We start from the raw sequence: 26,348 nt of genomic DNA on the forward strand, positions 1-26,348 counted from the left end.
CATCAAGATACTTGCCGAGAGGCGCTCACCGGCGATGCGGGTAAGGCAAGCCTAACTAAGGCTGACCTTTATCACCGCGTGGCGGCCGGATACCGCACGAAGCACCAGAAGGAGTCAGTCGTGTCCGCGAACAGCTTCGACGCCCGCAGCTCGCTGCAGGTGGGCGACGAGTCGTACGAGATCTTCAAGCTCTCCGCCGTCGAGGGTTCCGAGCGGCTGCCCTACAGCCTCAAGGTGCTGCTGGAGAACCTGCTCCGCACGGAGGACGGCGCGAACATCACCGCCGACCACATCCGCGCCCTCGGCAACTGGGACGAGAACGCCCAGCCGAGCCAGGAGATCCAGTTCACGCCCGCCCGCGTGATCATGCAGGACTTCACCGGTGTGCCGTGCGTGGTCGACCTCGCCACCATGCGCGAGGCCGTCAAGGAGCTGGGCGGCGACCCGGCCAAGATCAACCCGCTGGCCCCGGCCGAGCTGGTCATCGACCACTCGGTCATCGCCGACAAGTTCGGCACCAAGGACGCGTTCACCCAGAACGTCGAGATCGAGTACGGCCGCAACAAGGAGCGCTACCAGTTCCTGCGCTGGGGCCAGACCGCCTTCGACGAGTTCAAGGTCGTCCCGCCGGGCACCGGCATCGTCCACCAGGTGAACATCGAGCACCTGGCCCGCACCGTCATGGTCCGCGGTGGCCAGGCCTACCCGGACACCTGCGTCGGCACCGACTCGCACACCACCATGGTCAACGGCCTGGGCGTGCTGGGCTGGGGCGTCGGCGGCATCGAGGCCGAGGCCGCCATGCTCGGCCAGCCGGTCTCCATGCTGATCCCGCGCGTGGTCGGCTTCAAGCTGACCGGCGAGCTGCCGGCCGGCACCACCGCCACCGACCTGGTGCTCACCATCACCGAGATGCTGCGCAAGCACGGTGTGGTCGGCAAGTTCGTCGAGTTCTACGGCGACGGCATCGGCGCCATCCCGCTGGCCAACCGCGCCACCATCGGCAACATGTCGCCGGAGTTCGGCTCGACCTGCGCGATCTTCCCGATCGACGCCGAGACCATCAACTACCTGCGCCTGACCGGCCGCGACGAGCAGCAGCTCGCCCTGGTCGAGGCGTACGCCAAGGAGCAGGGCCTCTGGCACGACCCGTCGGTCGAGCCGGTCTACTCCGAGTACCTGGAGCTGGACGTCTCCACCGTCGTCCCGTCGATCTCCGGCCCGAAGCGTCCGCAGGACCGCGTCGTCCTGGCCGAGGCCGCCCAGAAGTTCGCCGAGGCGCTGCCGACCTACTCCGCCGAGGCCTCGAAGCCGACCACCGTCACCGCCCCCGACGGCTCGACCTACGAGATCGACAACGGCGCGGTCGTGATCGCCTCGATCACCTCCTGCACCAACACCTCCAACCCCTCCGTCATGCTGGGCGCCGCCCTGCTCGCGAAGAAGGCCGTGGAGAAGGGCCTGCACGTCAAGCCCTGGGTCAAGACCACCCTGGCGCCCGGCTCCAAGGTCGTCATGGACTACTACGAGAAGGCCGGCCTGCTCCCGTACATGGAGAAGCTGGGCTTCAACCTGGTCGGCTACGGCTGCGTCACCTGCATCGGCAACTCGGGTCCGCTGCCCGAGGAGGTCTCGGCCGCCGTCAACGAGTCCGACCTCGCGGTCGTCTCGGTGCTCTCCGGCAACCGCAACTTCGAGGGCCGGATCAACCCGGACGTCAAGATGAACTACCTGGCCTCCCCGCCGCTGGTGGTCGCCTACGCCCTCGCCGGCAACATGAACATCGACATCACCAAGGACGCCCTGGGCCAGGACGCCGACGGCAACGACGTCTTCCTCGCCGACATCTGGCCGTCCGAGCAGGAGGTCGCCGAGACCGTCGCCGGCTCCATCGACGAGGCGATGTTCGACAAGGGCTACCAGGACGTCTTCGCCGGTGACCACCGCTGGCAGTCGCTCCCGGTCCCGACCGGCAACACCTTCGAGTGGGACGCCGAGTCCACCTACGTCCGCAAGCCCCCGTACTTCGAGGGCATGGCCAAGACCCCGAGCCCGGTGACCGACATCGCCGGCGCCCGCGTCCTGGCCAAGCTGGGCGACTCGGTCACCACCGACCACATCTCCCCGGCCGGCAACATCAAGCCGGGCACCCCGGCGGCGCAGTACCTGACCGCCAACGGCGTCGAGAAGCGTGACTTCAACTCCTACGGCTCGCGCCGTGGCAACCACGAGGTCATGATCCGGGGCACCTTCGCCAACATCCGACTGCGCAACCAGATCGCGCCGGGCACCGAGGGCGGCTACACCCGCGACTTCACCCAGGCCGACGCCCCGGTGTCGTTCATCTACGACGCCTCGCAGAACTACCAGGCCGCCGGCGTCCCGCTGGTCGTCCTGGCGGGCAAGGAGTACGGCTCCGGCTCGTCCCGCGACTGGGCCGCCAAGGGCACCGCGCTGCTCGGCGTCAAGGCCGTCATCGCCGAGTCCTACGAGCGCATCCACCGCTCGAACCTGATCGGCATGGGCGTCCTGCCGCTGCAGTTCCCGGAGGGCGAGAACGCCGACTCCCTCGGCCTGACCGGCGAGGAGACCTTCTCCATCACCGGCGTGACCGAGCTCAACGAGGGCCGCACCCCGAAGACCGTCAAGGTCAAGGCGGGCGACAAGGAGTTCGACGCGGTCGTCCGCATCGACACCCCCGGTGAGGCGGACTACTACCGCAACGGCGGCATCCTGCAGTACGTGCTGCGCTCGCTGATCGGCTGAGCCTCGCGCTAGCGCCCGAAGGGGGGCCGGACCGCACTGCGCGGTCCGGCCCCCTTCCGCATGCGGGCCCGGATGCCGACGCCCCTTCCGGCCTGCGCCGGGACTGGGCCCGGGACGAGGCAGGGGGCCCGCCGACACGCGGTCGGCGGGCCCCCTGTCAGCCCGGTCAGGCCCGGTCGTCAGCCGGTCGTGCCCCGTCGCAGGCCTGCGCCCGCAGGGCGCGGGCCAGGTCGTCCCGGCGCTCCAGCACCAGCCGGCGCAGCGCCGGCGCGGCCTGCGGGTGGCCCTCCAGCCAGGCGTCCGCCTCGGCCAGGGTCTGCTCGTCGGTCTGGGCGATCGGGAAGAAGCCGCCGACGATCCGCATCGCGATCTCGATGGTCCGCTCGGCCCAGACCCGCTCCAGCAGCTTGAAGTACGGCGCCGCGTAGAGGGCGGTCAGGTCGCGCTGGGCGGGGATCGCGAAGCCCGCGCTGTTGGCCTCGACCAGGGCGCTCGGCAGCTCGTCGGAGTCGACCACGGCCGACCAGGCGGCGGCCTTGGCCTCCGGGGTGGGCCGGGCGGCCAGGCACTGGGTGTACTGGCGCTTGCCGCCCGCGGTGTTGTCGGCGGCCAGCTCGCCGGCCAGTTCCTCGTCGGTGGCCTGTCCGGCGGCGGCCAGCGCCAGCCACAGCGACCAGCGCAGTTCCTGGTCGACCTCCAGACCGTCGATCCGGGCGCTGCCGGCCAGCAGGCCGCGGACCAGGCCGAGGTGTTCGGCGCCGCCCGCCGTCTGGGCCAGGAAGCGGGCCCAGGCGAGCTGGTGGTCGCTGCCGGGGACGGCCGCGCGCAGCTCGTGCAGGGCGCCGTCGGCGAGCCGGCGGGCGCCCTCGGCGCGCCACTCGGGGGCGGCGTACAGGTCGACGGCGGTCTTGGACTGGGCGTGCAGCGACTGCAGCACGCCGATGTTGCCCTCCTGGCCGGCGAAGCGCAGCACCAGGGCGACGTAGTCGCGGGCCGGCATCAGGCCGTCCCGGGTGAGGTTCCAGACGGCGGACCAGGCGAGCGCCCGGGCCAGTTCGTCGCGGATGTCACCGAGGCCGGTGCGCAGGGTCTCCAGCGAGTCGGCGTCGAAGCGGACCTTGCAGTAGGTCAGGTCCTCGTCGTTGAGCAGGATCAGGTCCGGGCGCCGGCGGCCGACGGCCCCGGCGACGACGGTGCGGGCGCCGGTGACGTCCAGCTCGATCCGGTCGGTGCGCAGCAGGGCGCCGTCGGCGTCGCGGTCGTACAGGCCGACCGCGATCCGGTGCGGGCGCAGGCCACGCGACGGGGTCGCGGAATCGTCCGCGGTGCCGCCCTGGAGGACGGCCAGCTCGGTGATCCGGCCCTCGGCGTCGGTGGTGACCTGCGGGGTGAGCGCGTTGACCCCGGCGGTCTGCAGCCAGGCGGCGGCCCAGCTCTTCAGGTCGCGCCCGCTGGTCTCCTCCAGCGCGCCCAGTAGGTCGCCCAGTTCGGTGTTGCCGAAGGCGTGCCGCTTGAAGTAGCGGCGGGCGCCCTCGAAGAAGGCCTCCGAGCCGACGTACGCGACCAGCTGCTTGAGGACGGAGGCGCCCTTGGCGTAGGTGATGCCGTCGAAGTTGAGCTTGGCGTCCTCCAGGTCGCGGATGTCGGCGGTGACCGGGTGGGTGGTGGGGAACTGGTCCTGCCGGTAGGCCCAGGCCTTGCGCTGGTTGGCGAAGGTGACCCAGGCGGAGGAGTAGCGGGTGCGGGCGCCGATCAGGGCGTAGGAGCCCATGAAGTCGGCGAAGGACTCCTTCAGCCACAGGTCGTCCCACCAGCGCGGGGTGACCAGGTCGCCGAACCACATGTGCGCCATCTCGTGCAGCACGACGTTGGCGCGGGCCTCGTAGGAGGCATCGGTGACCTTCGAGCGGAAGACGAACTCCTCCTTGAACGTCACGCAGCCGGGGTTCTCCATCGCGCCGATGTTGTACTCGGGGACGAAGGCCTGGTCGTACTTGCCGAAGGGGTACGGGTAGTCGAAGGTCTCGTGGAAGAAGTCGAGTCCGAGCTTGGTGACGCCGAGGATCTCCTCCGCGTCGAAGTGCGGGGCCAGCGACTTGCGGCAGAGCGCGGCGAGCGGGATCTCCAGGGCGGTGCCGTCGGCGAGTTCGCGGCCGTAGTGGTCGGTCACGACGTGGTAAGGGCCGGCCACCACGGCGGTGAGGTAGGTGGAGATCGGCTTGGTCGGCGCGAACTCCCAGGTGCGGGCGGAGCCTTCGGTGCTGACGGACTCGTGCACGGCGTTGGAGCGCACGTCCCAGGCCGCGGGCGCGGTCACCGTGAAGGTGAACGGCGCCTTCAGGTCGGGCTGTTCGAAGTTCGCGAACACCCGGCGGGCGTCGGCCGGCTCGTAGTGGGTGTACAGGTAGGTCTCGCCGTCCGCCGGGTCGACGAAGCGGTGCAGGCCCTCGCCGGTGCGGCTGTAGGCGCAGTCGGCCTCGACGGTGAGGACGTTCTCGGCGGCCAGGCCGTCGACGTGCACCCGGGCGCCGTCGTAGGCGGTGGCCGGGTCGAGGGCGCGGCCGTTGAGGGTGACCGAGCGGACGGCGGGGGCGAGCAGGTCGAGGAAGGTGCCGGCGCCGGGCTCGGAGCAGCGGAAGGTGATCGTCGTCGTGGAGCGGAAGGTGGCGGCGGCCGGGTCGGGGGCCGAGGTCACGTCCAGCCGGACCAGGTAGCCGTCGACGGCCAGGACGCCGGCTCGCTGCTGCGCTTCCTCGCGGCTCAGGTTCTTGCCCGGCACGGCGGTACTCCTTTGTCCGGCTCGCACGGTGGTGCGCGTGTGGGTGGTGCGGTTCCGCGCGCGGTGTGCATCGCGCACGCAGGGGCATCCTTTCACGCCCGCCCCGGCCGGTACCATTGCACAGGCCGCCGCGTCCGGGCCGGAATCAGGGGCGGCGCGCGGGTGTTGGGGACCGGGTGGGGGCCATGCCCCGTTGCCTCGGAACACCTCACGAAGGACGAGACCCAGTGACGACTGCCGCTGAGCGCAAGACCGCCGACTTCTGGTTCGACCCGGCCTGCCCGTGGGCGTGGATGACGTCCCGCTGGCTGATCGAGGTCCAGCAGCTGCGCCCGGTCGACGTGAACTGGCACGTGATGAGCCTGTCGGTGCTCAACGAGCACCGTGACCTGCCGCAGAACTACCGCGAGCTGCTGGACAACGCCTGGGGCGCGGTGCGGGTGTGCATCGCGGCCGCCCAGCAGCACGGCGAGGAGGTGCTGGGCCGCCTCTACACCGAGCTGGGCCTGCGCTTCCACAACCAGGGCCTGCCGCAGAACCGGGAGACGGCGCAGGCCGCCCTGGTGGCCGCGGGCCTGCCCGTCGAGCTGGCGGACGCGGCGGACACCGACGCGTACGACGAGGCCCTGCGCGCCTCCCACAAGGAGGGCATCACCCTGGTCGGCGAGGACGTCGGCACCCCGGTGATCGCGGTCGAGGGCGTGGACGGCGAGCGGGTCGCCTTCTTCGGCCCGGTGGTCACCCCGGCCCCCAAGGGCGAGGCCGCGGCCCGGCTGTGGGACGGCACCCTGCTGGTGGCCTCCACCCCGGGCTTCTACGAGATCAAGCGCACCCGGACGGCGGGCCCGTCCTTCGAGTAGGCCCGGCGGAACGACGGAAGGGGCCCGGTACCAGCGGTACCGGGCCCCTTCCGCGTGTCGGAGGGATCAGCCCGCGGCCGCGTCCCGGCGCTGCTTCAGCAGGCCGCCCGTGATGAGCAGCACGACCAGCACCCCGGCCGCGTACAGCTGCTGGCGGTTGCCCTCGGTGGTGGTCATCAGGGCGAGGATGCCGGCCACCGCGGCCATGGCGGTCCAGGTCAGGTACGGGTAGCCCCACATCTTCACGGTGAGCAGCTCGGGCGCCTCGCGCTCCAGCCGGCGGCGCATCCGCAGCTGGACGATGCAGATGAACAGCCAGACCACCAGGATCGCGACGCCGGTGGTGTTCATCAGCCAGGTGAAGACGGTGGCCGGCCAGAACTTGGCGGCCAGCACGGCGCCGAAGCCGAACAGGCAGGAGGCCAGCACGGCCCGGCGCGGCACCCCGCCGCTGACCTTGGCCAGCGCCCTGGGGCCCTGGCCGCGGCCGACCAGCGAGTACGCCATCCGGGACGCGCCGTAGATGTTGGCGTTCATCGCGGACAGCAGCGCGACCAGCACCACCACCTCCATGATCGTCCCGGCCCCGGGGACGCCGAGGTGGCGCAGCACCGTGACGTACGGGCCGTCGGCGACGACCGCCTTGTCCCTCCAGGAGACCAGGGTGACCACCAGGGCCATCGAGCCGATGTAGAAGATCGCGATCCGCCACACCGCCGTGCGCACCGCGTTGGCGACGTTCTTCTTGGGGTCGTCGGACTCGGCCGCGGCGATGGTCACCGTCTCCAGGCCGCCGTACGCGAAGACCGAGGCGAGCAGGCCGACGATCAGTCCGCTGACGCCGTTGGGCAGGAAGCCGCCCTGCCCGGTGAGGTTGGCGGTGCCGGGGGAGCCGGGGCCGATCACGCCGGCGATGCCGAGCCCGCCGAGGACCAGGAAGGTGATGATCGCGGCGACCTTGATGGTGGCGAACCAGAACTCGAACTCGCCGAAGTTCTTCACCGCGGTCAGGTTGCTCGCGCAGAAGAAGACCATGAACAGGCCGACCCATATCCAGGACGAGACCCCGGGTATCCAGCCGTTGACGATCTTCCCGGCGGCGGTGGCCTCGGCGGCGACGCCGCAGCAGAGCATCACCCAGTACATCCAGCCGGCCGTGATCCCGGCCCAGGGGCCGATCTCCTTCTCGGCGTGGACCGAGAAGGAGCCGGAGGCGGGGCGGGCGGCGGACATCTCGCCGAGCATCCGCATGATCAGCATGACCAGCAGGCCGGAGAGGGTGAAGGCGAGGATGATCGCGGGTCCGGCGGCGGCGATGCCGGCGCCGGAGCCCACGAACAGGCCCGCACCGATGACGCCGCCGAGGGCGATCATCGACAGGTGGCGCTGCTTGAGCCCGTGGCTGAGCTGCTGGCCGCCGGACGCCTGCGGGTTGCTGTCGGTGGTCCCGGGCGCCGGGGGCGCGGGGGTGGGGGCCATAGGGCTGGATCCAGACTGTGCGGAATGCGGCATGAGTTGTCCAATATCCGGGGGCCCCGCTGTTCATGCCAAGGATGTCCGCCTCGGGCCCACCATGCGGACCGGCCGGTAACCCTACGCAGCGGTAGATTGACGGAACGTCGTTCCGAGCCGGTTCCGACAACGCCCGGGGGCGCGGCTTTGTCCGAAACCGTGGCGGCGACGCAGTGGATCACCACGTAGGTTCACAGGTGTTCACTCACCTGGACCCTCACGGAGGAGCCCCCGATGGCCACTGCCACCACCCCGATAGCGCCCCGCGCCGTCCTCGCCGACCTGCTGCCCACCGCCTCCACCCGCCTCGGCGCCCAGGCCCGCGACCTGGCCCTGGTGGTCGGCGGCGCCGCGCTGACCGGCGTGGCCGCCCAGCTGTCGGTGAACGTCCCCGGCTCGCCGGTGCCGGTCACCGGCCAGACCTTCGCCGCCCTGCTGGTCGGCACCGCGCTCGGCGCCCGTCGCGGCGTCGCCTCGCTGGCGCTCTACCTGCTGGCCGGCATGGCGGGCCTGCCCTGGTTCGCCGAGGGCACCTCCGGCTGGGCCATGCCCTCCTTCGGTTACGTGCTCGGCTTCGTCCTCGCCGCCGCCCTGACCGGCGCGCTGGCCCGCCGCGGCGCCGACCGCACCCCGGTGAACACCGCCGTCACCATGGTCCTCGGCAGCCTCGCCATCTACGCGGTCGGCGTCCCGTACCTGGCCCTCACCCTGCACGTGTCGCTCGCCCGCGCCGCCGAACTGGGCCTCTACCCGTACCTGGTCGGCGACGCGCTCAAGGCCGCCTTCGCCGCCGGCGCCCTGCCGCTCGCCTGGAAGCTGCTCGGCCGGCGCTGACGCCGACGCCCCCGTTGTCGGGCCCGGGCGCGCCCGCATGCCACACTCATGGCATGCGCGTGTACCTGGGCTCCGACCATGCCGGATACGAACTGAAGAACCACCTGGTGGAGTGGCTGAAGGGGGCCGGCCACGAGCCGGTCGACTGCGGGCCGCACATCTACGACGCCGAGGACGACTACCCGCCGTTCTGCCTGCGCGCCGCCGAGCGCACCGCCGCCGACGAGGACGCCCTGGGCATCGTGATCGGCGGCTCGGGCAACGGCGAGGCGATCGCCGCGAACAAGGTCAAGGGCGTCCGCGCGGCGCTGGCCTGGAGCGTGCAGACCGCCGAGCTCGGCCGCCAGCACAACAACGCCAACGTGATCTCCATCGGCGGACGGATGCACACGGTCGAGGAGGCCACGAAGTTCGTCGAGGTCTTCCTCGGCACCCCCTACAGCGGCGAGGCCCGGCACACCCGCCGGATCGAGATGCTGAGCGAGTACGAGACCACCGGCGAGCTCCCGCCGATCCCGGCCCACCACCCCCAGGGCTGACCCCGCCACCCACCTGCCACCGACGGCCGGCCGCACCCTCCCGTGCGGCCGGCCGCCGCCGTTCGCGGCCCGGCGCCACCTGTGGGATCGGCCACAGGCCCCGGCGCACCCGCACTCCCCGCACGCGGGGCGCACGCGCCGCCCGCAGGCTCCGTACGCCCAACCGGCACACGCCTCCTGACGGCGCGCCCGCCACCGCCCCGATCGGCCGAAATCCTCCCGGCGGCCCGCGCGCCCTCGCCGCCGCCCGCCCCCGGCCCGTCGACGCCGGACCGCACCCGTGGATAGGGTCGGGCCCCATGGCTGGCAGACCGCAGGGCGCACCGCCCCAGACGACTGCGACGAGGCCCGGCGCCGCCCCGGCGTCCGAGCCCGTGACGGCCCGGCTGCGCAAGAGGCTCCGCCGGGTCCGCCGAAGGCTGCGCACGGCCGGGGTCGACTACTTCCGCGGCGGCGCCGCCGACTGGCCGGTGCTCTGCGCGCTGGCCCTGCTCGTCCCGCTGATGATCCTGCTCAACATCTGGATCCCCGACTGGGCCCCGCCCACCGCCCTGGTCCTGCCGATCCTGGCCGGCGCGCTGCTGCTGCGTCCCGGCAGCCTGGTGGTGCTCTACGCGCTGGCCGCCCTCGGGCTGTCCGCCGAGTCCGTGATCCACACCGGCCAGCGGGTCGCCAGCGAGAACCCCCAGGCGTACGTCTACGGCGTGACCCCCGGCGCGGCCCTGGTGGTCGGCGCCGCCGGGGTGGGCGGCCTGCTGCTGGCCCAGTTCCGGGCCCGGGTCGGCGTCCCCTGGTGGGGCGGCTCCACCATGCTGTTCGACCTGCGCGAGCGGCTGCGGGTGCAGAGCCGGGTGCCCGAGCTGCCGGTCGGCTGGCACGCCGACATGGCGCTGCGCCCGGCCGGCGGCCAGTCCTTCTCCGGCGACTTCGTGGTGGCGGCCCGCACCGGTTCCGGCCAGCGGCTGCTGGAGGTGGTCCTCGCGGACGTCTCCGGCAAGGGCATGGATGCGGGCTCGCGGGCGCTGCTGCTGTCCGGCGCCTTCGGCGGCCTGGTCGGCTCGCTGCCCGCGCACGACTTCCTGCCCGCCGCCAACGGCTACCTGCTGCGCCAGTCCTGGGACGAGGGCTTCGCCACCGCCGTCCACCTGGTGCTGGACCTGGACACCGGCGAGTACGAACTGCTCTCGGCCGGGCACCTGCCCGGCATGCAGCGCCTGGCCGGCGCCGGGCGCTGGGAGATCAAGGAGGCCGAGGGTCCGCTGCTCGGAATCTACGACGGCGCCAAGTTCGAGGGCGTGCGCAGCCGGCTGAACCGGGGCGACGTGCTGATGCTGTGCACCGACGGCATGGTCGAGGCACCCGGCCGGGACCTCACCGAGGGCATGGACCGGCTGATGGGGGAGGCCGACCGGCTGGTCCCCGGCGGCGCCCCGGGCAGCGGCGCGGGCGCGGCGGCCGCACTGATCGAGACGGTGGCCCGCGACATCAACGACGACCGCGCCGTCCTGCTGCTCTGGCGGGACTGATATCGGCCCGCTCGCCTCCGGGGCGCTCGGACCCGGTGCCGACGGTCGTCGCTCCAACGCTCGAGCCTCGCTCGTCGCTCCTCCCTTTCGGCACCGGTGCGCCCCTTCGGCTCGGGACTGGTATCCGCCCGCTCGCCTCCGGGGCGCTCGAACCCGGCACATGCCGCAGGCAGCCGCTGTCAAGCCTGGCAGCTGATCTTCGGCCATATCGGATGCCCCGTCGGCTGACCGGACCAGCGGCTTCCGTTCCCTGCTCCCGGGCGTTTCGCGGCCGCTCAGCACCGCCCCGCCGACGATTGGTCAGAGCGGCTCCGCTATCGTCCCGGTCGGCGGAAACTCGTCTCGCATCGCAGGATGTCGGCGCTGGGCCGACTGTCAGACCTTTACGCAATCGGCACGGTCGACCACACTGAGTCCGGGCGGGACTGTTCAGGATTCGGGGAATGGGGGGCGAGACGTGCGACACGCCAGACGGCCGGCCGACGCGGGCCCCCTCACCGGCGCTGCGCCGGACGGTCCGCGATTCCGCCTCGGGACCGTCGGACAGGCCGGGGTCCGGCTTCGCAGGTGCCGCCGGGCGGCGGCGCCACGCTATGAAACGAGGAAGTGAGTCCGGGTGGCACTCTCCGTCTCCGCGCTGGTCCTGTTCGCGATCCTGTGCATCATCTTCATCCGGAACAAGCAGTTGAAGATCCCGCACGCGATCGTCGCCGCCCTCTTCGGCTTCATGCTGCACGAGACCACGATGGCAACTTCGATCAACTCCCTGCTGGCCAACCTGGCGCACAGCATCTCCAGCATCACGGGCGGCTGACCGGGCCGGGCCGACGGTCGGCCCTGCACGCCCCGGAGGCGAGCGGGCGAGTCGCCGCTACCGGCCGGCCCGTCTGGCCTCCCGCCAGCGAGCGAACAGACCCCGGGGGCGCGCCGCCGCCGGGGCCGGAGCACGTACCGGTACGGGTGCCGCGGCACCCGCCGGCGCGGCCGCGACCGGTGCTGCCCGTTCCGCCGTCAGCAGCACGAACAGCCGTGCCCAGCACAGCCGTTCGCCGCGCGGCCAGTCCAGCGCGCGCAGCGCTGCGGAGGCAGCCTCCGACACCTCGCCGCCGACCCGGACCTCGGCGACGTCGTCACCCGCCTTCCCGCCCAGGAAGAGCTTCACCCCGACCGGGCCCGGCCCGGCCAGTTCCCGGCGCAGCGCCGGCGCCAGCGCGGGCAGCACCCGGTGCTCGGCGAGCCAGGCCGCCAGGTGCTCGTTGCCGAAGCCGAACACCGCCGCCGGCCCCTGCACCGCCCGCCAGCCCGGGAGTTCGGGCAGGTCCGGGTGGTCGGCGTGCACGCCGCGCCCTTCCGCCAGCTCGACCAGCACCGAGGCGGTGGTGGTCGCCCACATCTTCACCGCGTTCGCGAGCTTCTCCTCCTCGGTCTTGCCGAGGCCGGCCGCGCAGTCCCATACCACCGGTGCGTCCGCCCGGCCGAGCTGCAGTACGAAGCCGAGGTCCACGTGGCCGACGCCGTCGTCGCCGGGGTGCTCACGCACCGCCACCGCCGTGCTGCCGGGACCGCGCACCACCTCGCCGTCCGGAAGGAACACCTGGCCCAGCCGCGCCATCTCCCGGACCACACAGCGCTGTATGACGGCCAGTCGCTCCTGCGGACGCACCGGGACTCCTCCACCTCGGGAGCGCGGCGCGTGAGGTCGCGCTCGAACTGCGCTCGAACGCCGCCGAGGCTATCGGCCCGACCGCCGTGCGGGAAACCGCGTGCACGGTCCGGATCTCCGGTCGCGGAAATGTCCTGAATGCACCACTTTGGGGAGCGGAAGCCGAAGGTCGCCCGCCTGGAGAGCCCGCATGCCCCGCCCCGCCCCGACGCCCCCTGAGCCGTACCCGCTCCCGCTCCTGCTCCCGGACGGCTCCGGCCTGGTCGCCGAGATCGAGGCCTACCTGGCCTCGCTACCCGCCCCCGCCCGCACCCCCGGGCCGTACGTCTGCCGGTACGGGAGCACCCCGAGCCCCTGGCACGCCGGCCACCCGGAGCCCCGGGCCACCCTGCTCGACCGGGCGCTGCGCCGCCCCGCCCGGCCCGTCCCGGTCACCGCCGCGGACCACCTGCGGCTCGCCTCCCGCTACATCGGTGCCCACGGTTGGCTCCAGGGCGCGATGTGGGACGGGGCGGGCCGGGTCTGCCTGCTCGGCGCCCAGGCGGCCGTCCTGGCGCACGGCTACGGCACCCCGTCGACGGTGCGCACCGCCCGGGTCCAGCTGATGGAGGTGCTGCACGCCACCGGCCGCCCGGCGCGCTCCCCGGACGAGTACAACGACCGCCCGACCACCCGGGAGGGCGACGTGCACCAGCTGCTCGACCGGGCCGCCGCCCGGGCCGCCCGGCTCGGGTTCTGAACGACGACGGCCCCGGTGCGCTGGGCACACCGGGGCCGGACTCCTGGAGCGGGCGACGAGAATCGAACTCGCGTGACTAGTTTGGAAGACTAGGGCTCTACCATTGAGCTACGCCCGCGCGACCCCCCAGCCGTCTCCGGCCGGAAGTTCGGGAGACAGCGTACCCGCTCCGGCCGCTCCCGTGCACACCGGATTCCCCGCGCTCCCTCTTCCGCCCTGCTTGCGTCGCGCCCCGAATAACTCGGCGAGCCGTACAGGCCCGGCGTGTACGCTTCCTCTCGGCACCACGGGGTGTGGCGCAGTTTGGTAGCGCGTCCGCTTTGGGAGCGGAAGGCCGTCGGTTCGAATCCGGTCACCCCGACAGTGCGGCAGGGTCTCGCCCACCGGGGCGGGGCCCTGTTCTGTTGGGGCGGTACGGTGGCGTCTGGCGTCCGCCTTTCGTGGTACCGGTAGGATGGGGCGCTGGCGGTAGTCCCTGTGGCGTCCACCCAGGTCAACCGCACGAGGGCGAGGAGTCAAGCTCACCGTCCACCCCACACGGGAGATGCAGCTCCAACCGCCCATCGCCCGTCTCGCCCGACCCACCCGTTCCGGCTCCGGCCGGGCGCGAGGGGCGGGCGGAGGCAACCTGACCGCAAGCCCATAGGAGACCTAACCGTGAAGAGCGCCGTCGAGACTCTGAACCCGACCCGGGTTCGACTCACCGTCGAGGTGCCCTTCGAGGAGCTCAAGCCCAGCCTCGACGCGGCGTACAAGAAGATCAACCAGCAGGTCACGGTTCCGGGCTTCCGCAAGGGCAAGATCCCGGCTCGCGTCATCGACCAGCGCTTCGGCCGTGGTGCCGTGCTGGAGGAGGCCGTCAACGACGCCCTGCCGCGCTTCTACACGCAGGCCGTCGACGAGGGCAAGATCGAGGTCCTCGGCCAGCCCGACATCACCAACATCGAGGGTGTCGAGAAGATCGCCGATGGCGGCGACCTGAAGTTCACCGCCGAGGTGGACATCCGTCCCGAGATCACCCTGCCGGAGTTCTCCTCCATCGAGGTGACCGTCGACCCGATCGCCGTCTCCGACGAGGACGTCGAGAAGTCGCTGGAGCAGCTGCGCGAGCGCTTCTCCTCGGTCAAGGACGTCGAGCGCGCCGCGGCCGCCGGTGACATCGTGGTCGTCGACCTCGTCGCCAAGGTCGACGGTGAGGTGCCGGAGGACGGCACCGCCACCGGCGTCAGCTACGAGATCGGCTCGGGCCGCCTCATCGACGGCATCGACGAGGCCGTGACCGGCCTGTCCGCCGGCGAGGAGAAGACCTTCGAGACCGAGCTCAAGGGTGGCACCCAGGCCGGCAAGACCTCCGAGGTCACCGTCACCGTCACGGCCGTCCAGGAGAAGGAGCTGCCGGAGCTGGACGACGAGTTCGCCCAGCTGGCCAGCGAGTTCGACACCCTGGAGGACCTGCGCGCCGACTCCCGCAAGCGCCTGGAGCGCATGAAGGAGTACGACCAGGCCACCCAGGCCCAGGAGAAGGTCCTCGACGCCCTGCTCGCGCTGGTTGAGATCGAGTACCCCGAGAAGCTCCTGAAGGACGAGATCGAGACCCGCAAGCACAACGTCGAGCACCACCAGCTCGAGCCGATGGGCCTCAACCTCGACACCTACCTGGAGACCCAGGGCAAGACCCGCGAGGAGTGGGACGCGGAGATCGAGGAGCAGGCGAAGAAGGGCATCAAGACCCAGTTCGTCCTGGACCAGATCGTCGCCAACGAGGAGCTGGGCGTCAACCAGGAGGAGCTCACCGAGCACCTCATCCGCCGCGCCGCCGGTTCGGGCCTCACCCCGGACCAGTTCGCCCAGCAGGTCGTCCAGGGCGGCCAGGTTCCGCTGCTGGTCGGCGAGGTCGCCCGCGGCAAGGCGCTGGCCACCGTGGTCGAGGCCGCCAAGGTCGTCGACACCGAGGGCAACGAGATCAACTTCGACGACGAGGACGAGACGGCCGAGACCGTCGACGCCTCCGCCGAGGCCGCCGAGGACAAGGCCGAGGAGGGCACCGAGGCCTGAGCGCCCCGGTAGCCCCTGAGGCGACCCAGCGGGCCCGGACGCCGTACGGTGTCCGGGCCCGCTGCCGTCCCACCGCGCGCGGCGCGACCCTGCGCTCACAGCGAACAGTTCTGCGTGAGGGATTCTGCGGCCGGGCCTGCGCGTTAGGGTCCTTGGACAGCAACAATCACGACGTGATACCCGGAAGCTGTGCGACACCGTGAGAGCCGTGGAGCGGCCCTCCAAATCGACTGAGCAGGTGGCTAAGTGACGTTCCCGCAGATGCAGATGCCTGGCCCGATGGCGCCGCACGCCGCCGCTGGTGACGTGCTCGGCGGCCTTGGCGACCAGGTCTACAACCGGCTGCTGGGCGAGCGGATCATCTTCCTCGGCCAGCAGGTCGACGACGACATCGCCAACAAGATCACCGCCCAGCTGCTGCTGCTGGCCGCGGACCCCGACAAGGACATCTTCCTCTACATCAACTCCCCGGGTGGCTCGATCTCGGCGGGCATGGCGATCTACGACACCATGCAGTACATCAAGAACGACGTCGTCACCATCGCGATGGGCATGGCGGCGTCGATGGGCCAGTTCCTGCTGACCGCCGGCGCCAAGGGCAAGCGCTTCTCGCTGCCGAACGCCAACATCCTGATGCACCAGCCCTCCGCGGGCCTCGGCGGCTCCGCCACCGACATCCGCATCCAGGCCGAGCAGCTGCTCCGCACCAAGAAGCGGATGTCCGAGCTGATCGCGTTCCACAGCGGCCAGTCCTTCGACCAGATCACCCGGGACTCCGACCGCGACCGCTGGTTCACCCCGGAGGAGGCCCAGGAGTACGGCCTCATCGACGCGATCATGCACAGCGCCGCGGACGTCCCCGGCGGCGGCGGCACGGGCGCCTGAGCCTCGGCCCGGCCCACGAGACCACAGCCACAACGCCCCGGAGGACAAGAACCCCCATGAACATCCCCAGCCTGTCGGCCGCCCAGGCCCGCGTCGAGGACATGCGCGCCGAGGGCCGCTACATCGTCCCGCGCTTCGTCGAGCGCACCACGCAGGGCATCCGCGAGTACGACCCGTACGCCAAGCTGTTCGAGGAGCGCATCATCTTCCTCGGCTCGCAGGTGGACGACGTCTCGGCCAACGACATCATGGCGCAGCTGCTGTGCCTGGAGTCGATGGACCCGGACCGCGAGATCCAGATGTACATCAACTCGCCCGGCGGCTCGTTCACGGCCCTGACGGCCATCTACGACACCATGCAGTACGTCAAGCCGGACATCACCACGGTCTGCATGGGCCAGGCGGCCTCCGCCGCGGCCGTGCTGCTCGCCGCCGGCACCCCCGGCAAGCGGATGGCGCTGCCGAACGCCCGCATCCTGATCCACCAGCCGTACACCGAGACCGGCCGCGGCCAGGTGTCCGACCTGGAGATCCAGGCCAAGGAGATCTTCCGGATGCGCGAGCAGCTGGAGGAGATGCTCTCCAAGCACTCCAACAAGTCGGTGGAGCAGGTGCGCGACGACATCGAGCGCGACAAGATCCTGACCGCCGAGGAGGCCGTCGAGTACGGCCTGGTCGACCAGATCATCTCCACCCGCAAGACCTCGCTGACCTCCTGAGGCCGGCACCGACGGGGCGGGGCGCGCACCCGGTTGCGCGCCCCGCCCCGGCCCGTCGGCGGGTCCTGTCACGGCATCTGTTCGGTATCAATTCGCCCAGGGCGTAGGGCAGACCCGGCGAAGAGGACGGAATCACGGGCCCGGCAGAGTACCGTCGGATAGCGAGACCGAGCGCCGTCGGCGCGGACGGTCCACAGCACCAGGCCCCGGAACCCCTGCGGGGCCCCTGGCGAAGGGGAAGCACCTCGTGGCACGCATCGGAGACGGTGGCGACCTGCTCAAGTGCTCGTTCTGCGGCAAGTCCCAGAAGCAGGTGAAGAAGCTGATCGCCGGCCCAGGCGTGTACATCTGCGACGAGTGCATCGACCTGTGCAACGAGATCATCGAGGAGGAACTCGCCGAGACCTCCGAGGTGCGCTTCGAGGAACTCCCGAAGCCGCGTGAGATCTACGAGTTCCTGGACCAGTATGTGGTCGGCCAGGACCTCGCCAAGAAGGCGCTGTCGGTGGCCGTGTACAACCACTACAAGCGCGTCCAGGCGGGGGAGGCCGGTCGCAGCGGCGGCAACGGCCGCGAGGACGCGATCGAGCTGGCCAAGTCGAACATCCTGCTGCTGGGCCCGACCGGCTCCGGCAAGACGCTGCTGGCGCAGACCCTGGCCCGGATGCTGAACGTGCCGTTCGCGATCGCGGACGCCACCGCGCTGACCGAGGCCGGCTACGTCGGCGAGGACGTCGAGAACATCCTGCTCAAGCTGATCCAGGCGGCCGACTACGACGTCAAGAAGGCCGAGACCGGGATCATCTACATCGACGAGATCGACAAGGTCGCGCGCAAGAGCGAGAACCCGTCGATCACCCGTGACGTCTCGGGCGAGGGCGTGCAGCAGGCGCTGCTGAAGATCCTGGAGGGCACCACCGCCTCGGTGCCGCCGCAGGGCGGGCGCAAGCACCCGCACCAGGAGTTCATCCAGATCGACACCACCAACGTGCTCTTCATCGTCGGTGGCGCGTTCGCCGGCCTGGAGCGGATCATCGAGGGCCGGGCGGGCGCCAAGGGCATCGGCTTCGGCGCCAACATCCGCTCCAAGCGGGAGTCGGACGCCAGCGACCACTTCCGCCAGGTGATGCCCGAGGACCTGGTGAAGTTCGGCATGATCCCCGAGTTCATCGGCCGTCTGCCGGTGATCACCAGCGTGCACAACCTCGACCGCGAGGCGCTGCTGCAGATCCTCACCGAGCCGAAGAACGCGCTGGTCAAGCAGTACCGCAAGCTCTTCGAACTGGACGGCGTGGAGCTGGAGTTCTCCCGGGACGCACTGGAGGCGATCGCCGACCAGGCGATCCTGCGCGGCACCGGCGCGCGCGGTCTGCGGGCCATCATGGAGGAGGTGCTGATGTCCGTGATGTACGAGGTCCCCTCGCGCCAGGACGTCGCCCGCGTGGTGGTCACCGGGGACGTGGTCTCCAAGCACGCCATCCCCACCCTGGTCCCGCGCGACATGATCAAGCGCGAGCGCCGCGACAAGAGCGCCTGACGCCGGAGGACGCACGGAGGGGCCCCGCACCGGATCCGGTGCGGGGCCCCTCCGCGGTTGCGGGCCCGGGCGCCTACTTGGGCACCTCGGCCACCGCGCGCAGGTCGCGGGTGTCGGCGGCGAGCTTGTCCACGTCGGGCTGGCTGCCGTCGTCGGAGCCCTTCAGCACCATGACGACGCTGCTCTTGTCGGCCCAGGCGCAGAGGGCGAGCTTGCTCTCGCCGTCCTCGGACGTGGCGCAGTCCATCTGGCCGCCCATGGGGCCCGGGTCGACCGAGTGCCGGCCGGTGACCTTGGCGCCCGCGCCGGTGAAGCCGGTGAACATCTGGTCCAGCTCCTGCTTGGGCAGCAGCACCTTGCCGTAGACGCCCACGGCGATCAGCTGGGGGTTGGAGTCGGAGTCCTGGTAGACCCCGGCGACACCGGTGGGCTTCCAGTTGCCGTCGCCCTGGCCGATCTTCGAGGTGAGTTCGTCCTGGATCTTGCCGGTCACCGCCGGGTCGTCGTTGGCCTTGAGGTCCTTGAAGGTCGCCGGGAAGGCGATCTTCTGGGTGCCCGCGTTGCTGGTGGTGTCCCAGACGAAGTACGCCAGGGCACCGCCGACCAGCACCAGCACGGCGGCGATGGTGCCGAGCACGATCCACAGCGTCTTGCGGGACTTGCGCGGCGGCGGCACCGGCGCGTACCCGCCGTAGCCGGGGTAGGCCCCGGGCGCCGCCTCCGCGTACCCCGGGTAGCCGCCGGCCTCCGGCGTGCCGGGCGCGGGGTAGCCGGGCGGCGGGGCCTGCGGCGGGACACCGCCGTAGCCGGGGGCGGCCGGCGGCGGCGTCGCCGGGTAGCCGGGCTGCGGCGGCCCGTACGGGTTCTGGTCGGACATGCGAGGCCCTTTCTGGGACGTCACGCGTGGATGCCGCCGGAAGCTCCGGCGGTGTGGTGGTGCTGCGGTGTGCCCCGGGCGCGCGCCCGGGTTACTTGGCGACCTTCATGGCGTCGCGGATGGTGCGGGTCTTCTCCGCGGCCTGGTCCGGGGTGATGCCCTGGCTGCCGCCGGTGCTGTCCAGGCTGAGGTGGCTGAAGGTGACCCGGCCGTAGGTGGACTTGTCCGCCCACACGCAGACCGTCGGGCCGGGCTTGCCGATGATGCTGGCCACGCCGCAGCTGAGCTTGCCGGCGGAGGCGTGGCTGTCCTGGGCGGGGTAGTCGGTCATCGGGGTGGACCAGGTCAGGCCGCCGCTGTCCTTCTTGGAGTCGGCGATGATCTGGCCCGGGTCGTTGAGGGTCCCGTAGATGCCGATGATCGACAGCGAGTCCATGTTCTTGATGTCGGTGCCCTTGCTGTAGCTGGCGCCCAGCGCGTGCAGGTCGGTGCCGATCTTGGCGACATCGGGCTTGCTCATGTCGGCGGCCTCCTCCTTCGCCGACTTCTGGACGTAGCCGTCCAGCAGCGTCTGCGGGGCGCTGAGCTTGTACTGTCCGCCCGCGTCGCTGCCGCCGAGGAACTTCCAGGCGGCGAAACCGCCGCCGCCGAGCACCAGGGCGCCGATCACCAGGCCGATCACCAGGCCGCCCTTGCCCTTGCGCGGCGGCGCCGGGTAACCCGACTGGCCGTACGGGCCCTGCGGCGGCATGCCGTACTGGGGCTGCGGCGGGCCGTAGGGCTGCTGGGGCGGGTAGCCGTACTGGGGCTGCGGGGCGCCGTACGGCTGCTGCGGCGGCGGTGCGCCGTACGGCTGGCCCCCGTACGGCTGTCCCTGCTGCGGATACTGCTGGTTCTGGCCGTACATCAGTCCTCGTGCTCCCCCGCCGCACCCGCGGCCGATCTGGTGGTAGTGGTTCCGTGCACGTCCGGTCACCCGGACGAGTGCCCGGGCACGCTACCGCACGGCGCCCGCCCCGGCGGTGTCCGGGCGGGGGGAGTCCGCGGACCGAAAGCGGTTCGTAACCAGCGCCCCCGGTTACGTAAACTGTGCGTCGTGACCGACACGACGAACCAGCGCCCCGTGAGCACCACCGGGGACGATGCGGCAACCCTCCCGACGACCTACACCCCCGCGGACGTAGAGGGCGAGCTGTACGAGCGCTGGGTGGAGCGTGGCTACTTCACCGCGGACGCGAAGAGCGACAAGCCCGCGTACACGATCGTCATCCCCCCGCCGAACGTCACCGGCGTCCTGCACCTGGGCCACGCCTTCCAGCACACGCTGATGGACGCGCTGACCCGCCGCAAGCGCATGCAGGGCTTCGAGACGCTCTGGCTGCCCGGCATGGACCACGCCGGCATCGCCACCCAGAACAAGGTCGAGCAGCAGCTCGCCGAGGCCGGCCTCTCCCGGCACGACCTGGGCCGCGAGGCCTTCGTCGAGAAGGTCTGGGAGTGGAAGAAGAGCTACGGCGGCCGCATCCTCGGCCAGATGCGCCGCCTCGGCGACGGCGTGGACTGGTCGCGCGAGCGCTTCACCATGGACGAGGGCCTGTCCCAGGCCGTCCAGACCATCTTCAAGCGACTCTTCGACGACGGCCTGATCTACCGCGCCGAGCGCATCATCAACTGGTGCCCGCGCTGCCTCACCGCTCTGTCCGACATCGAGGTGGAGCACGAGGAGGTGCCCGGCGAGCTGGTCTCGATCCGCTACGGCGAGGGCGAGGACTCCATCGTCGTCGCCACCACCCGGGCCGAGACGATGCTGGGCGACACCGCCGTGGCCGTCCACCCGGAGGACGAGCGGTACAAGCACCTGATCGGCCGGACCATCAAGCTGCCGCTGACCGACCGGGAGATCCCGGTCGTCGCGGACGAGCACGTCGACCCGGAGTTCGGCACCGGCGCCGTCAAGGTGACGCCCGCGCACGACCCGAACGACTTCGCCATCGGCCAGCGCCACGACCTGCCGAACCTGACCGTGATGGACGACCACGGCGCGATCACCGTGCACGGCCCCTTCCTCGGCATGGACCGGCTGGAGGCCCGCTCGGCCGTCGTCGGCGCGCTGCGCGAGCAGGGCCGGATCGTCGCCGAGAAGCGCCCCTACATGCACGCCGTCGGCCACTGCTCGCGCTGCCACACCGTGGTCGAGCCGCGGCTGTCGCTGCAGTGGTGGGTCAAGGTCGAGCCGCTGGCCAAGGCCGCCGGCGACGCCGTTCGCGACGGCAAGGTCGAGATCCACCCGAAGGAGCTGGAGCGCCGCTACTTCGACTGGGTCGACAACATGTACGACTGGTGCATCTCGCGCCAGCTCTGGTGGGGCCACCGGATCCCGGTCTGGTACGGCCCCGAGGGCGAGGTCGTCTGCGTCGGACCGGACGAGCAGCCGCCGACCGGCGAGGGCTGGCACCAGGACCCGGACGTCCTGGACACCTGGTTCTCCTCCGGCCTGTGGCCGTTCTCCACGCTCGGCTGGCCGGAGAAGACCGCCGACCTGGAGAAGTTCTATCCGACCGACGTCCTGGTCACCGGCCACGACATCATCTTCTTCTGGGTCGCGCGGATGATGATGTTCAGTCTGTACGCGATGGACGGTCAGGCGCCGTTCAAGACCGTCGCCCTGACCGGTCTGGTGCGCGACGAGTTCGGCAAGAAGATGTCGAAGTCCTCCGGCACCGCCGTGGACCCGCTGGACTGGATGGACGCCTACGGCGCCGACGCCGTCCGCTTCACCCTGGCCGGCGGCGCCAACCCCGGCGCCGACGTGCCGATCGGCGAGGACTGGGTCAAGGGCTCGCGCAACTTCTGCAACAAGATCTGGAACGCGACCCGCTTCGCGCTGATGAACGGCGCCACCGTCGAGGGCCCGCTGCCCGCGCCGGAGGAGATGACCGCGGTCGACCGCTGGATCCTGTCGCGGCTGAACACCACCGTCGCCAAGGTGGACGCGCTGTACGACGACTTCCAGTTCGCCAAGGTCTCGGACGCGCTGTACCACTTCGCCTGGGACGAGGTCTTCGACTGGTACGTCGAGCTCTCCAAGACCACCCTCGGCAAGGGTGGCCCGCAGGCCGACGCCTCGCGCCGGGTCCTGGGCGAGGTCCTGGACGTCACCCTGCGGCTGCTCCACCCGATCGTCCCGTTCGTCACCGAGGCGCTGTGGACGACGCTCACCGGCGCCGAGTCGCTGGTCGTCGCCGAGTGGCCGAAGGACAGCGGCTACCGTGACACCGCCGCCGAGGCGGAGATCGCCACGCTCCAGCAGGTGGTCACCGAGGTCCGCCGGTTCCGCTCGGACCAGGGCCTCCAGCCCGCGCAGCGCGTCCCGGCCCGGCTGGAGCTGGCCGGCACCGTGCTGGCCGTCCACGAGGACGCGATCCGCTCGCTGCTGCGGCTGACCGTCCCCGAGGAGGGCTTCGCGGCCACCGCCTCGCTGCCGGTCGCCGGTGCCACCGTCTCGCTGGACCTCTCCGGCACCATCGACGTCGCGGCGGAGCGCAAGCGCCTCGCCAAGGACCTCGCCGCCGCCGAGAAGGAGAAGGCCCAGACCACCGCCAAGCTCGGCAACGAGGCCTTCCTGGCCAAGGCGCCGGACGAGGTGGTCGCGAAGATCCGGACCCGCCAGGAGGCCGCCGAGGCCGACATCGCCCGGATCACCGCCCAGCTCGCGGCCCTGCCGCAGGGCTGAGCCGCCCGGAGTCCGAGGAAGGGCCGCACCCCGCGACGCGCGGGGTGCGGCCCTTCGGGTTTTCCGGTGCGTGCGCCGGGCGCGCCTTCTTCCTGCGACTAACAGCGCGGCTGCTACGCCTAATAGAGCAGCAACATTGCTCTCTTCCGGCGAATATTCATCCTGGACCGGGTGAGGTCCTATTCCGAGCGAATTGATTCCGGTCTTGCCCGCGCGCGTTCACAGAAGTTTCCAGGTCGGATGTGTACGGTGTGCACGGAGTTTCCGAAGGCGTTTCCGCTGAGCGTTCCTGCTGAGCGACGGACGGGAGGTCATGGCGTGGTGGTGACCGAGGAGTTGGCCCAGGAACTGCCTGCCGAGGCGGTCGAGGAGGCCAAGGCCAGGGCAGCGACGCTGCTGCTCGCCTTCCGGCACGGGAACCAGCTCGCTTTCGACCACGAGCTGGACCTGCTGCTGGCCGAGAACATCGAGCGGGAGGTGACCACCCTGCTCACCTGGATCGCCGCCGAGGCCGTCCGCAAGGCGTACGCCCCGGAGGTCGGCGACCGGGTGCTGCGGGCGATGGCCCGGCGGGCGCCGAAGGACAGCGCGGCGGTCCAGGTGGACGAGGAGACCGCGAACGCCGCCCAGCTGATCGAGGCGGTCGCGGGCGGACGGGTGGCCGAGGTCCGCGGCCTGGTCGCCGCGACGGCGGACACCACCTACCTGCTCGGCGGCCTGCTACAGGGGGTGGCGATGATGCTGCCGCTGCTGCCCGAGGGCGAACTGGCCGAGATCACCGCGGAGTTGCGCCGCCGCCACGGCGGCGCCGCGCACGTCCCGGAGGCCCGCGCCGGGGTCTGACCCCCGCGCCCGGCCGCCCGGACGACCTACGCGGCCAGCGGCACCACGGGCTCCACGGTGCGGTCGGCCAGCGCGGCGGTCAGCGCGGCGGTCAGTGCGGCGATCCGGGCCGAGGCCAGGCCGTCGCCGACGGGCTCGGGGTGGCGGCCAGCCGCGCACCGGGGTGCCGGCCCGGGCGATCCGGTCCAGCTCGGCGAGCACGGCGCCGAGCGCCTCGGCGGTGTCGGTGTTCGCCGGGCGGTGCGCGCTGGCCAGCACATGCCCGTCCGGCCGCGGCCCGTGCGCGGCGGTCAGCGCGGCGCGGGTGGCCCGGGCCGGCAGCACGTGGCCGACGAGTGCCAGGGAGACCAGTCCAGCGAACCGGACGACGGCGTCCTGGCGGAGCACGATCCAGTCGTGCAGGGCGTCAGGCATGGCGCGGTCCTCATGATCAAAGGCAATCGGATCCCAGGTGTTGCGAATCGATGCTAACTGCCGTCCAAATTCGCCAAATCGATAGCGAAGTGGGCAAGCTGGAGACTTGAGGCAAAGCCGGGGCAAAGTGGCCGTTCTCACCTCGCCGTCCGTCGTGTTCGCGCCATGACACTCACCTTGTGAGGGCGGGCGGCCACCGCTCCGTAGACTGTGGTCGTGAGCGACAAGGCCGATCCCAACCCGTACACCCTCCGCCCCGCCGACGGCGGCACCGACGACGCGCTGCGCGACGTCGAGCTGGAGCTCTCCAAGCGCTGGCCGGAGAACAAGCTGGAGCCCTCGCTCGACCGGATCGAGGCGCTGATGGACATCCTGGGCGAGCCCCAGCGGGCCTTCCCGTCCATCCACATCACCGGCACCAACGGCAAGACCTCCACCGCCCGGATGATCGAGCAGCTGCTCAACACCTTCGAGCTGCGCACGGGCCGCTACACCAGCCCGCACGTGGAGACCGTCACCGAGCGGATCAGCCTGGACGGCGCGCCGATCAGTCCCGAGCGCTTCGTCGAGGTCTACCGCGACATCGAGCCCTACGTGCAGATGGTCGACGCCGCCCAGCCGGTGCCGATGTCCTTCTTCGAGGTGCTCACCGGCATGGCCTACGCCGCCTTCGCGGACGCCCCGGTGGACGTCGCGGTGGTCGAGGTCGGCATGGGCGGCTCTTGGGACGCCACCAACGTCATCGACGCCGCCGTCGCCGTGATCACCCCGGTCGGGCTGGACCACACCGACAAGCTCGGCGAGACCACCGGCGAGATCGCGGTCGAGAAGTCCGGGATCATCAAGTCCGGTGCCGTCGCCGTGGTCGCCCAGCAGCAGCTGGACGCCGCCCAGGCCATCCTGCGCCGGGCCGTCGAGGTGGACGCCACCGTCGCCCGCGAGGGCATGGAGTTCGGCGTGATCCGCCGTGAGCTCGCCATCGGCGGCCAGCTGGTGACGCTGCGCGGACTCGGCGGCGAGGAGTACGAGGACGTCTTCATCCCGCTGCACGGCGAGCACCAGGCGCACAACGCGGCGCTGGCACTGGCCGCGGTCGAGGCCTTCTTCGGCGTCGGGGGCGCCCGCGGCGGCCAGCTGGACGCCGACAAGGTCCGTCAGGCCTTCTCCGGCGTCTCCTCGCCGGGCCGCCTGGAGGTCGTCCGCCGCAGCCCCACGATCATCCTGGACGCCGCCCACAACCCGCACGGCGCCCGGGCGACCGTCGCCGCGATCTCCGAGTCCTTCGGCTTCACCCGCCTGGTCGGCGTGATCGGCACCTCGGGGGACAAGGACGTGGCGGGCGTGCTGGAGGCCTTCGAGCCGATCCTGGCCGAGGTCGTCATCACCCAGAACTCCACCCACCGCGCGATGGACGTGGACGCGCTCGCGGCCCTGGCCGTCGACATCTTCGGCGAGGACCGGGTCCAGGTCGAGCCCCGGCTCGACGACGCCATCGCCGCCGCGGTCACCCTGGCCGAGGAGGAGGGCGACCTCGGCGGCGCCGGGGTGCTGGTCACCGGTTCGGTCATCACGGTGGGCGAGGCCCGCCTGCTGCTCGGGAGGAAGTGACATGAGGACGCTCTGCTCCTCGACGCTGATCGGCGAAGCGCTGCTGATCATGTTCGCGGCGCTGGTCGCGATGCAGCTGTCCAGCGTCTCGACGGCCACGGTGTGGGTCGTCAGCGGCATCGCGATGGCGCTGTGCGTCGCGCTCTGCGGCATGATCAACCGCCCCGGCGCGGTGCAGATCGGCTGGGCGCTGCAGATCGGCCTGATCGCCAGCGGCTTCGTCCTGCCGACGATGTTCGGCCTCGGCGTGGTCTTCGCCGGCCTGTGGTGGTGCTCGGTGCACTACGGCCGCAAGGTCGACGAGTTCAAGGCCGCCCGCGCGGCCGTCGAGGCCCAGGCCGCCTGACGGCCCGGCGGAACGGCCCTGGCGGCCCGGCGGAACGGTCGCCGGGACCGGGGAGCCGACAGGTCGTTCACGCAAGGTAACCTCTGCCCCATACCGCATGCCGTACCAGATCC

The 26,348-nt window shown here is 71.4% G+C and carries 21 protein-coding genes and 2 tRNA genes; 16 read left to right on the plus strand and 7 right to left on the minus strand.

Annotated elements, in window-relative coordinates:
* Positions 1 to 120: 120 nt before the first annotated feature.
* Positions 121 to 2,766 (plus strand): aconitate hydratase AcnA, encoded by a 2,646-nt coding sequence (gene acnA / locus ACH4J0_RS03155; protein WP_396235965.1) that lies wholly within the window; start codon positions 121 to 123, stop codon positions 2,764 to 2,766.
* 166 nt (positions 2,767 to 2,932) lie between these two features.
* Here the strand turns inward: acnA and pepN are convergent, their stop codons facing one another.
* Positions 2,933 to 5,545 (minus strand): aminopeptidase N, encoded by a 2,613-nt coding sequence (gene pepN / locus ACH4J0_RS03160; protein WP_396235966.1) that lies wholly within the window; start codon positions 5,543 to 5,545, stop codon positions 2,933 to 2,935.
* 185 nt (positions 5,546 to 5,730) lie between these two features.
* On the opposite strand from pepN, the gene ACH4J0_RS03165 reads away from it, so the two are divergent.
* Positions 5,731 to 6,405 (plus strand): DsbA family protein, encoded by a 675-nt coding sequence (locus tag ACH4J0_RS03165; protein ID WP_396235967.1) that lies wholly within the window; start codon positions 5,731 to 5,733, stop codon positions 6,403 to 6,405.
* A gap of 66 nt (positions 6,406 to 6,471) precedes the next feature.
* On the opposite strand, the gene ACH4J0_RS03170 is transcribed toward ACH4J0_RS03165, so the two are convergent.
* Positions 6,472 to 7,884, minus strand: coding sequence for an amino acid permease (locus tag ACH4J0_RS03170; protein WP_396235968.1), 1,413 nt, complete (start codon positions 7,882 to 7,884; stop codon positions 6,472 to 6,474).
* A 267-nt stretch (positions 7,885 to 8,151) separates the two neighbouring features.
* On the opposite strand from ACH4J0_RS03170, the gene ACH4J0_RS03175 reads away from it, so the two are divergent.
* The 4 genes from ACH4J0_RS03175 to ACH4J0_RS03190 all read left to right on the plus strand — a co-directional run bounded on the left by ACH4J0_RS03175 (position 8,152) and on the right by ACH4J0_RS03190 (position 11,630).
* A complete protein-coding gene (locus ACH4J0_RS03175) occupies positions 8,152 to 8,751 on the plus strand; it encodes a biotin transporter BioY (protein WP_396235969.1) in 600 nt (199 codons plus the stop codon).
* A gap of 53 nt (positions 8,752 to 8,804) precedes the next feature.
* Positions 8,805 to 9,290, plus strand: a complete 486-nt coding sequence (locus ACH4J0_RS03180; RefSeq protein WP_396235970.1) for a ribose-5-phosphate isomerase — start codon at positions 8,805 to 8,807, stop codon at positions 9,288 to 9,290.
* A 299-nt stretch (positions 9,291 to 9,589) separates the two neighbouring features.
* Positions 9,590 to 10,816: a PP2C family protein-serine/threonine phosphatase gene (locus ACH4J0_RS03185; protein WP_396235971.1), complete on the plus strand. Its 1,227-nt coding sequence runs from the start codon at positions 9,590 to 9,592 to the stop codon at positions 10,814 to 10,816.
* A 616-nt stretch (positions 10,817 to 11,432) separates the two neighbouring features.
* Entirely contained in the window at positions 11,433 to 11,630 is a 198-nt protein-coding gene (locus ACH4J0_RS03190) for a hypothetical protein (RefSeq protein WP_188304780.1), read from the plus strand.
* 57 nt (positions 11,631 to 11,687) lie between these two features.
* On the opposite strand, the gene ACH4J0_RS03195 is transcribed toward ACH4J0_RS03190, so the two are convergent.
* Entirely contained in the window at positions 11,688 to 12,479 is a 792-nt protein-coding gene (locus tag ACH4J0_RS03195) for a DUF6348 family protein (RefSeq protein WP_396235972.1), read from the minus strand.
* 190 nt (positions 12,480 to 12,669) lie between these two features.
* On the opposite strand from ACH4J0_RS03195, the gene ACH4J0_RS03200 reads away from it, so the two are divergent.
* Positions 12,670 to 13,218 (plus strand): hypothetical protein, encoded by a 549-nt coding sequence (locus ACH4J0_RS03200; protein ID WP_396235973.1) that lies wholly within the window; start codon positions 12,670 to 12,672, stop codon positions 13,216 to 13,218.
* Between the two features lie 44 nt (positions 13,219 to 13,262).
* Here ACH4J0_RS03200 and ACH4J0_RS03205 read toward each other — a convergent pair.
* Positions 13,263 to 13,336, minus strand: a tRNA-Gly gene (locus ACH4J0_RS03205).
* A 169-nt stretch (positions 13,337 to 13,505) separates the two neighbouring features.
* On the opposite strand from ACH4J0_RS03205, the gene ACH4J0_RS03210 reads away from it, so the two are divergent.
* The 5 genes from ACH4J0_RS03210 to clpX all read left to right on the plus strand — a co-directional run bounded on the left by ACH4J0_RS03210 (position 13,506) and on the right by clpX (position 18,414).
* Positions 13,506 to 13,579 (plus strand) — tRNA-Pro (locus tag ACH4J0_RS03210).
* 296 nt (positions 13,580 to 13,875) lie between these two features.
* Positions 13,876 to 15,273, plus strand: coding sequence for a trigger factor (tig, locus tag ACH4J0_RS03215; protein WP_396235974.1), 1,398 nt, complete (start codon positions 13,876 to 13,878; stop codon positions 15,271 to 15,273).
* Positions 15,274 to 15,540: 267 nt separating this feature from the next.
* Complete coding sequence (locus ACH4J0_RS03220) at positions 15,541 to 16,158, plus strand: ATP-dependent Clp protease proteolytic subunit (protein ID WP_396236500.1); 618 nt, start codon at positions 15,541 to 15,543, stop codon at positions 16,156 to 16,158.
* A 56-nt stretch (positions 16,159 to 16,214) separates the two neighbouring features.
* Positions 16,215 to 16,877 carry an ATP-dependent Clp protease proteolytic subunit gene (locus ACH4J0_RS03225; protein ID WP_391489865.1) on the plus strand — a complete coding sequence of 221 codons (663 nt, stop codon included), beginning with the start codon at positions 16,215 to 16,217 and terminating at the stop codon, positions 16,875 to 16,877.
* A 247-nt stretch (positions 16,878 to 17,124) separates the two neighbouring features.
* Positions 17,125 to 18,414, plus strand: coding sequence for an ATP-dependent Clp protease ATP-binding subunit ClpX (clpX, locus tag ACH4J0_RS03230; protein ID WP_030283761.1), 1,290 nt, complete (start codon positions 17,125 to 17,127; stop codon positions 18,412 to 18,414).
* A 73-nt stretch (positions 18,415 to 18,487) separates the two neighbouring features.
* Here the strand turns inward: clpX and ACH4J0_RS03235 are convergent, their stop codons facing one another.
* Positions 18,488 to 19,291: a hypothetical protein gene (locus tag ACH4J0_RS03235; RefSeq protein WP_396235975.1), complete on the minus strand. Its 804-nt coding sequence runs from the start codon at positions 19,289 to 19,291 to the stop codon at positions 18,488 to 18,490.
* A 91-nt stretch (positions 19,292 to 19,382) separates the two neighbouring features.
* Positions 19,383 to 20,198: a hypothetical protein gene (locus ACH4J0_RS03240; RefSeq protein WP_396235976.1), complete on the minus strand. Its 816-nt coding sequence runs from the start codon at positions 20,196 to 20,198 to the stop codon at positions 19,383 to 19,385.
* Between the two features lie 189 nt (positions 20,199 to 20,387).
* Here ACH4J0_RS03240 and ACH4J0_RS03245 point away from each other — a divergent pair, with 189 nt between their 5' ends.
* Together ACH4J0_RS03245 and ACH4J0_RS03250 are read left to right on the plus strand one after the other, a co-directional pair.
* On the plus strand, positions 20,388 to 23,024 hold the full coding sequence (locus tag ACH4J0_RS03245; RefSeq protein WP_396235977.1) for a valine--tRNA ligase: 2,637 nt from the start codon (positions 20,388 to 20,390) through the stop codon (positions 23,022 to 23,024).
* 318 nt (positions 23,025 to 23,342) lie between these two features.
* Positions 23,343 to 23,867: a hypothetical protein gene (locus ACH4J0_RS03250; protein ID WP_396235978.1), complete on the plus strand. Its 525-nt coding sequence runs from the start codon at positions 23,343 to 23,345 to the stop codon at positions 23,865 to 23,867.
* Between the two features lie 26 nt (positions 23,868 to 23,893).
* Here ACH4J0_RS03250 and ACH4J0_RS03255 read toward each other — a convergent pair whose 3' ends face one another.
* Positions 23,894 to 24,127: a hypothetical protein gene (locus ACH4J0_RS03255; protein ID WP_396235979.1), complete on the minus strand. Its 234-nt coding sequence runs from the start codon at positions 24,125 to 24,127 to the stop codon at positions 23,894 to 23,896.
* A 370-nt stretch (positions 24,128 to 24,497) separates the two neighbouring features.
* Here ACH4J0_RS03255 and ACH4J0_RS03260 point away from each other — a divergent pair, with 370 nt between their 5' ends.
* Positions 24,498 to 25,889 (plus strand): bifunctional folylpolyglutamate synthase/dihydrofolate synthase, encoded by a 1,392-nt coding sequence (locus ACH4J0_RS03260; RefSeq protein WP_396235980.1) that lies wholly within the window; start codon positions 24,498 to 24,500, stop codon positions 25,887 to 25,889.
* A 1-nt stretch (position 25,890) separates the two neighbouring features.
* The gene (locus tag ACH4J0_RS03265; RefSeq protein ID WP_396235981.1) at positions 25,891 to 26,235 is read left to right on the plus strand and encodes a DUF4233 domain-containing protein; all 345 of its coding nucleotides are present in this window, start codon (positions 25,891 to 25,893) and stop codon (positions 26,233 to 26,235) included.
* Positions 26,236 to 26,348: the final 113 nt, after the last annotated feature.

Origin of the sequence: Kitasatospora sp. NPDC017646 (assembly GCF_044329365.1) — a bacterium.
Lineage (GTDB): Bacteria > Actinomycetota > Actinomycetes > Streptomycetales > Streptomycetaceae > Kitasatospora.

What these genes read in the sequence shown, in the direction of transcription:
- ACH4J0_RS03185 (WP_396235971.1), top strand. Translation starts at nt 9,590, where the DNA reads ATGGCTGGCAGACCGCAGGGCGCACCGCCCCAGACGACTGCGACGAGG.
- ACH4J0_RS03240 (WP_396235976.1), bottom strand. Translation starts at nt 20,198, where the DNA reads ATGTACGGCCAGAACCAGCAGTATCCGCAGCAGGGACAGCCGTACGGG.
- ACH4J0_RS03200 (WP_396235973.1), top strand. Translation starts at nt 12,670, where the DNA reads ATGCCCCGCCCCGCCCCGACGCCCCCTGAGCCGTACCCGCTCCCGCTC.
- ACH4J0_RS03265 (WP_396235981.1), top strand. Translation starts at nt 25,891, where the DNA reads ATGAGGACGCTCTGCTCCTCGACGCTGATCGGCGAAGCGCTGCTGATC.
- ACH4J0_RS03175 (WP_396235969.1), top strand. Translation starts at nt 8,152, where the DNA reads ATGGCCACTGCCACCACCCCGATAGCGCCCCGCGCCGTCCTCGCCGAC.
- ACH4J0_RS03225 (WP_391489865.1), top strand. Translation starts at nt 16,215, where the DNA reads ATGAACATCCCCAGCCTGTCGGCCGCCCAGGCCCGCGTCGAGGACATG.
- ACH4J0_RS03170 (WP_396235968.1), bottom strand. Translation starts at nt 7,884, where the DNA reads ATGGCCCCCACCCCCGCGCCCCCGGCGCCCGGGACCACCGACAGCAAC.
- ACH4J0_RS03255 (WP_396235979.1), bottom strand. Translation starts at nt 24,127, where the DNA reads ATGTGCTGGCCAGCGCGCACCGCCCGGCGAACACCGACACCGCCGAGG.
- ACH4J0_RS03180 (WP_396235970.1), top strand. Translation starts at nt 8,805, where the DNA reads ATGCGCGTGTACCTGGGCTCCGACCATGCCGGATACGAACTGAAGAAC.
- ACH4J0_RS03235 (WP_396235975.1), bottom strand. Translation starts at nt 19,291, where the DNA reads ATGTCCGACCAGAACCCGTACGGGCCGCCGCAGCCCGGCTACCCGGCG.
- ACH4J0_RS03165 (WP_396235967.1), top strand. Translation starts at nt 5,731, where the DNA reads ATGCCCCGTTGCCTCGGAACACCTCACGAAGGACGAGACCCAGTGACG.
- ACH4J0_RS03220 (WP_396236500.1), top strand. Translation starts at nt 15,541, where the DNA reads ATGCCTGGCCCGATGGCGCCGCACGCCGCCGCTGGTGACGTGCTCGGC.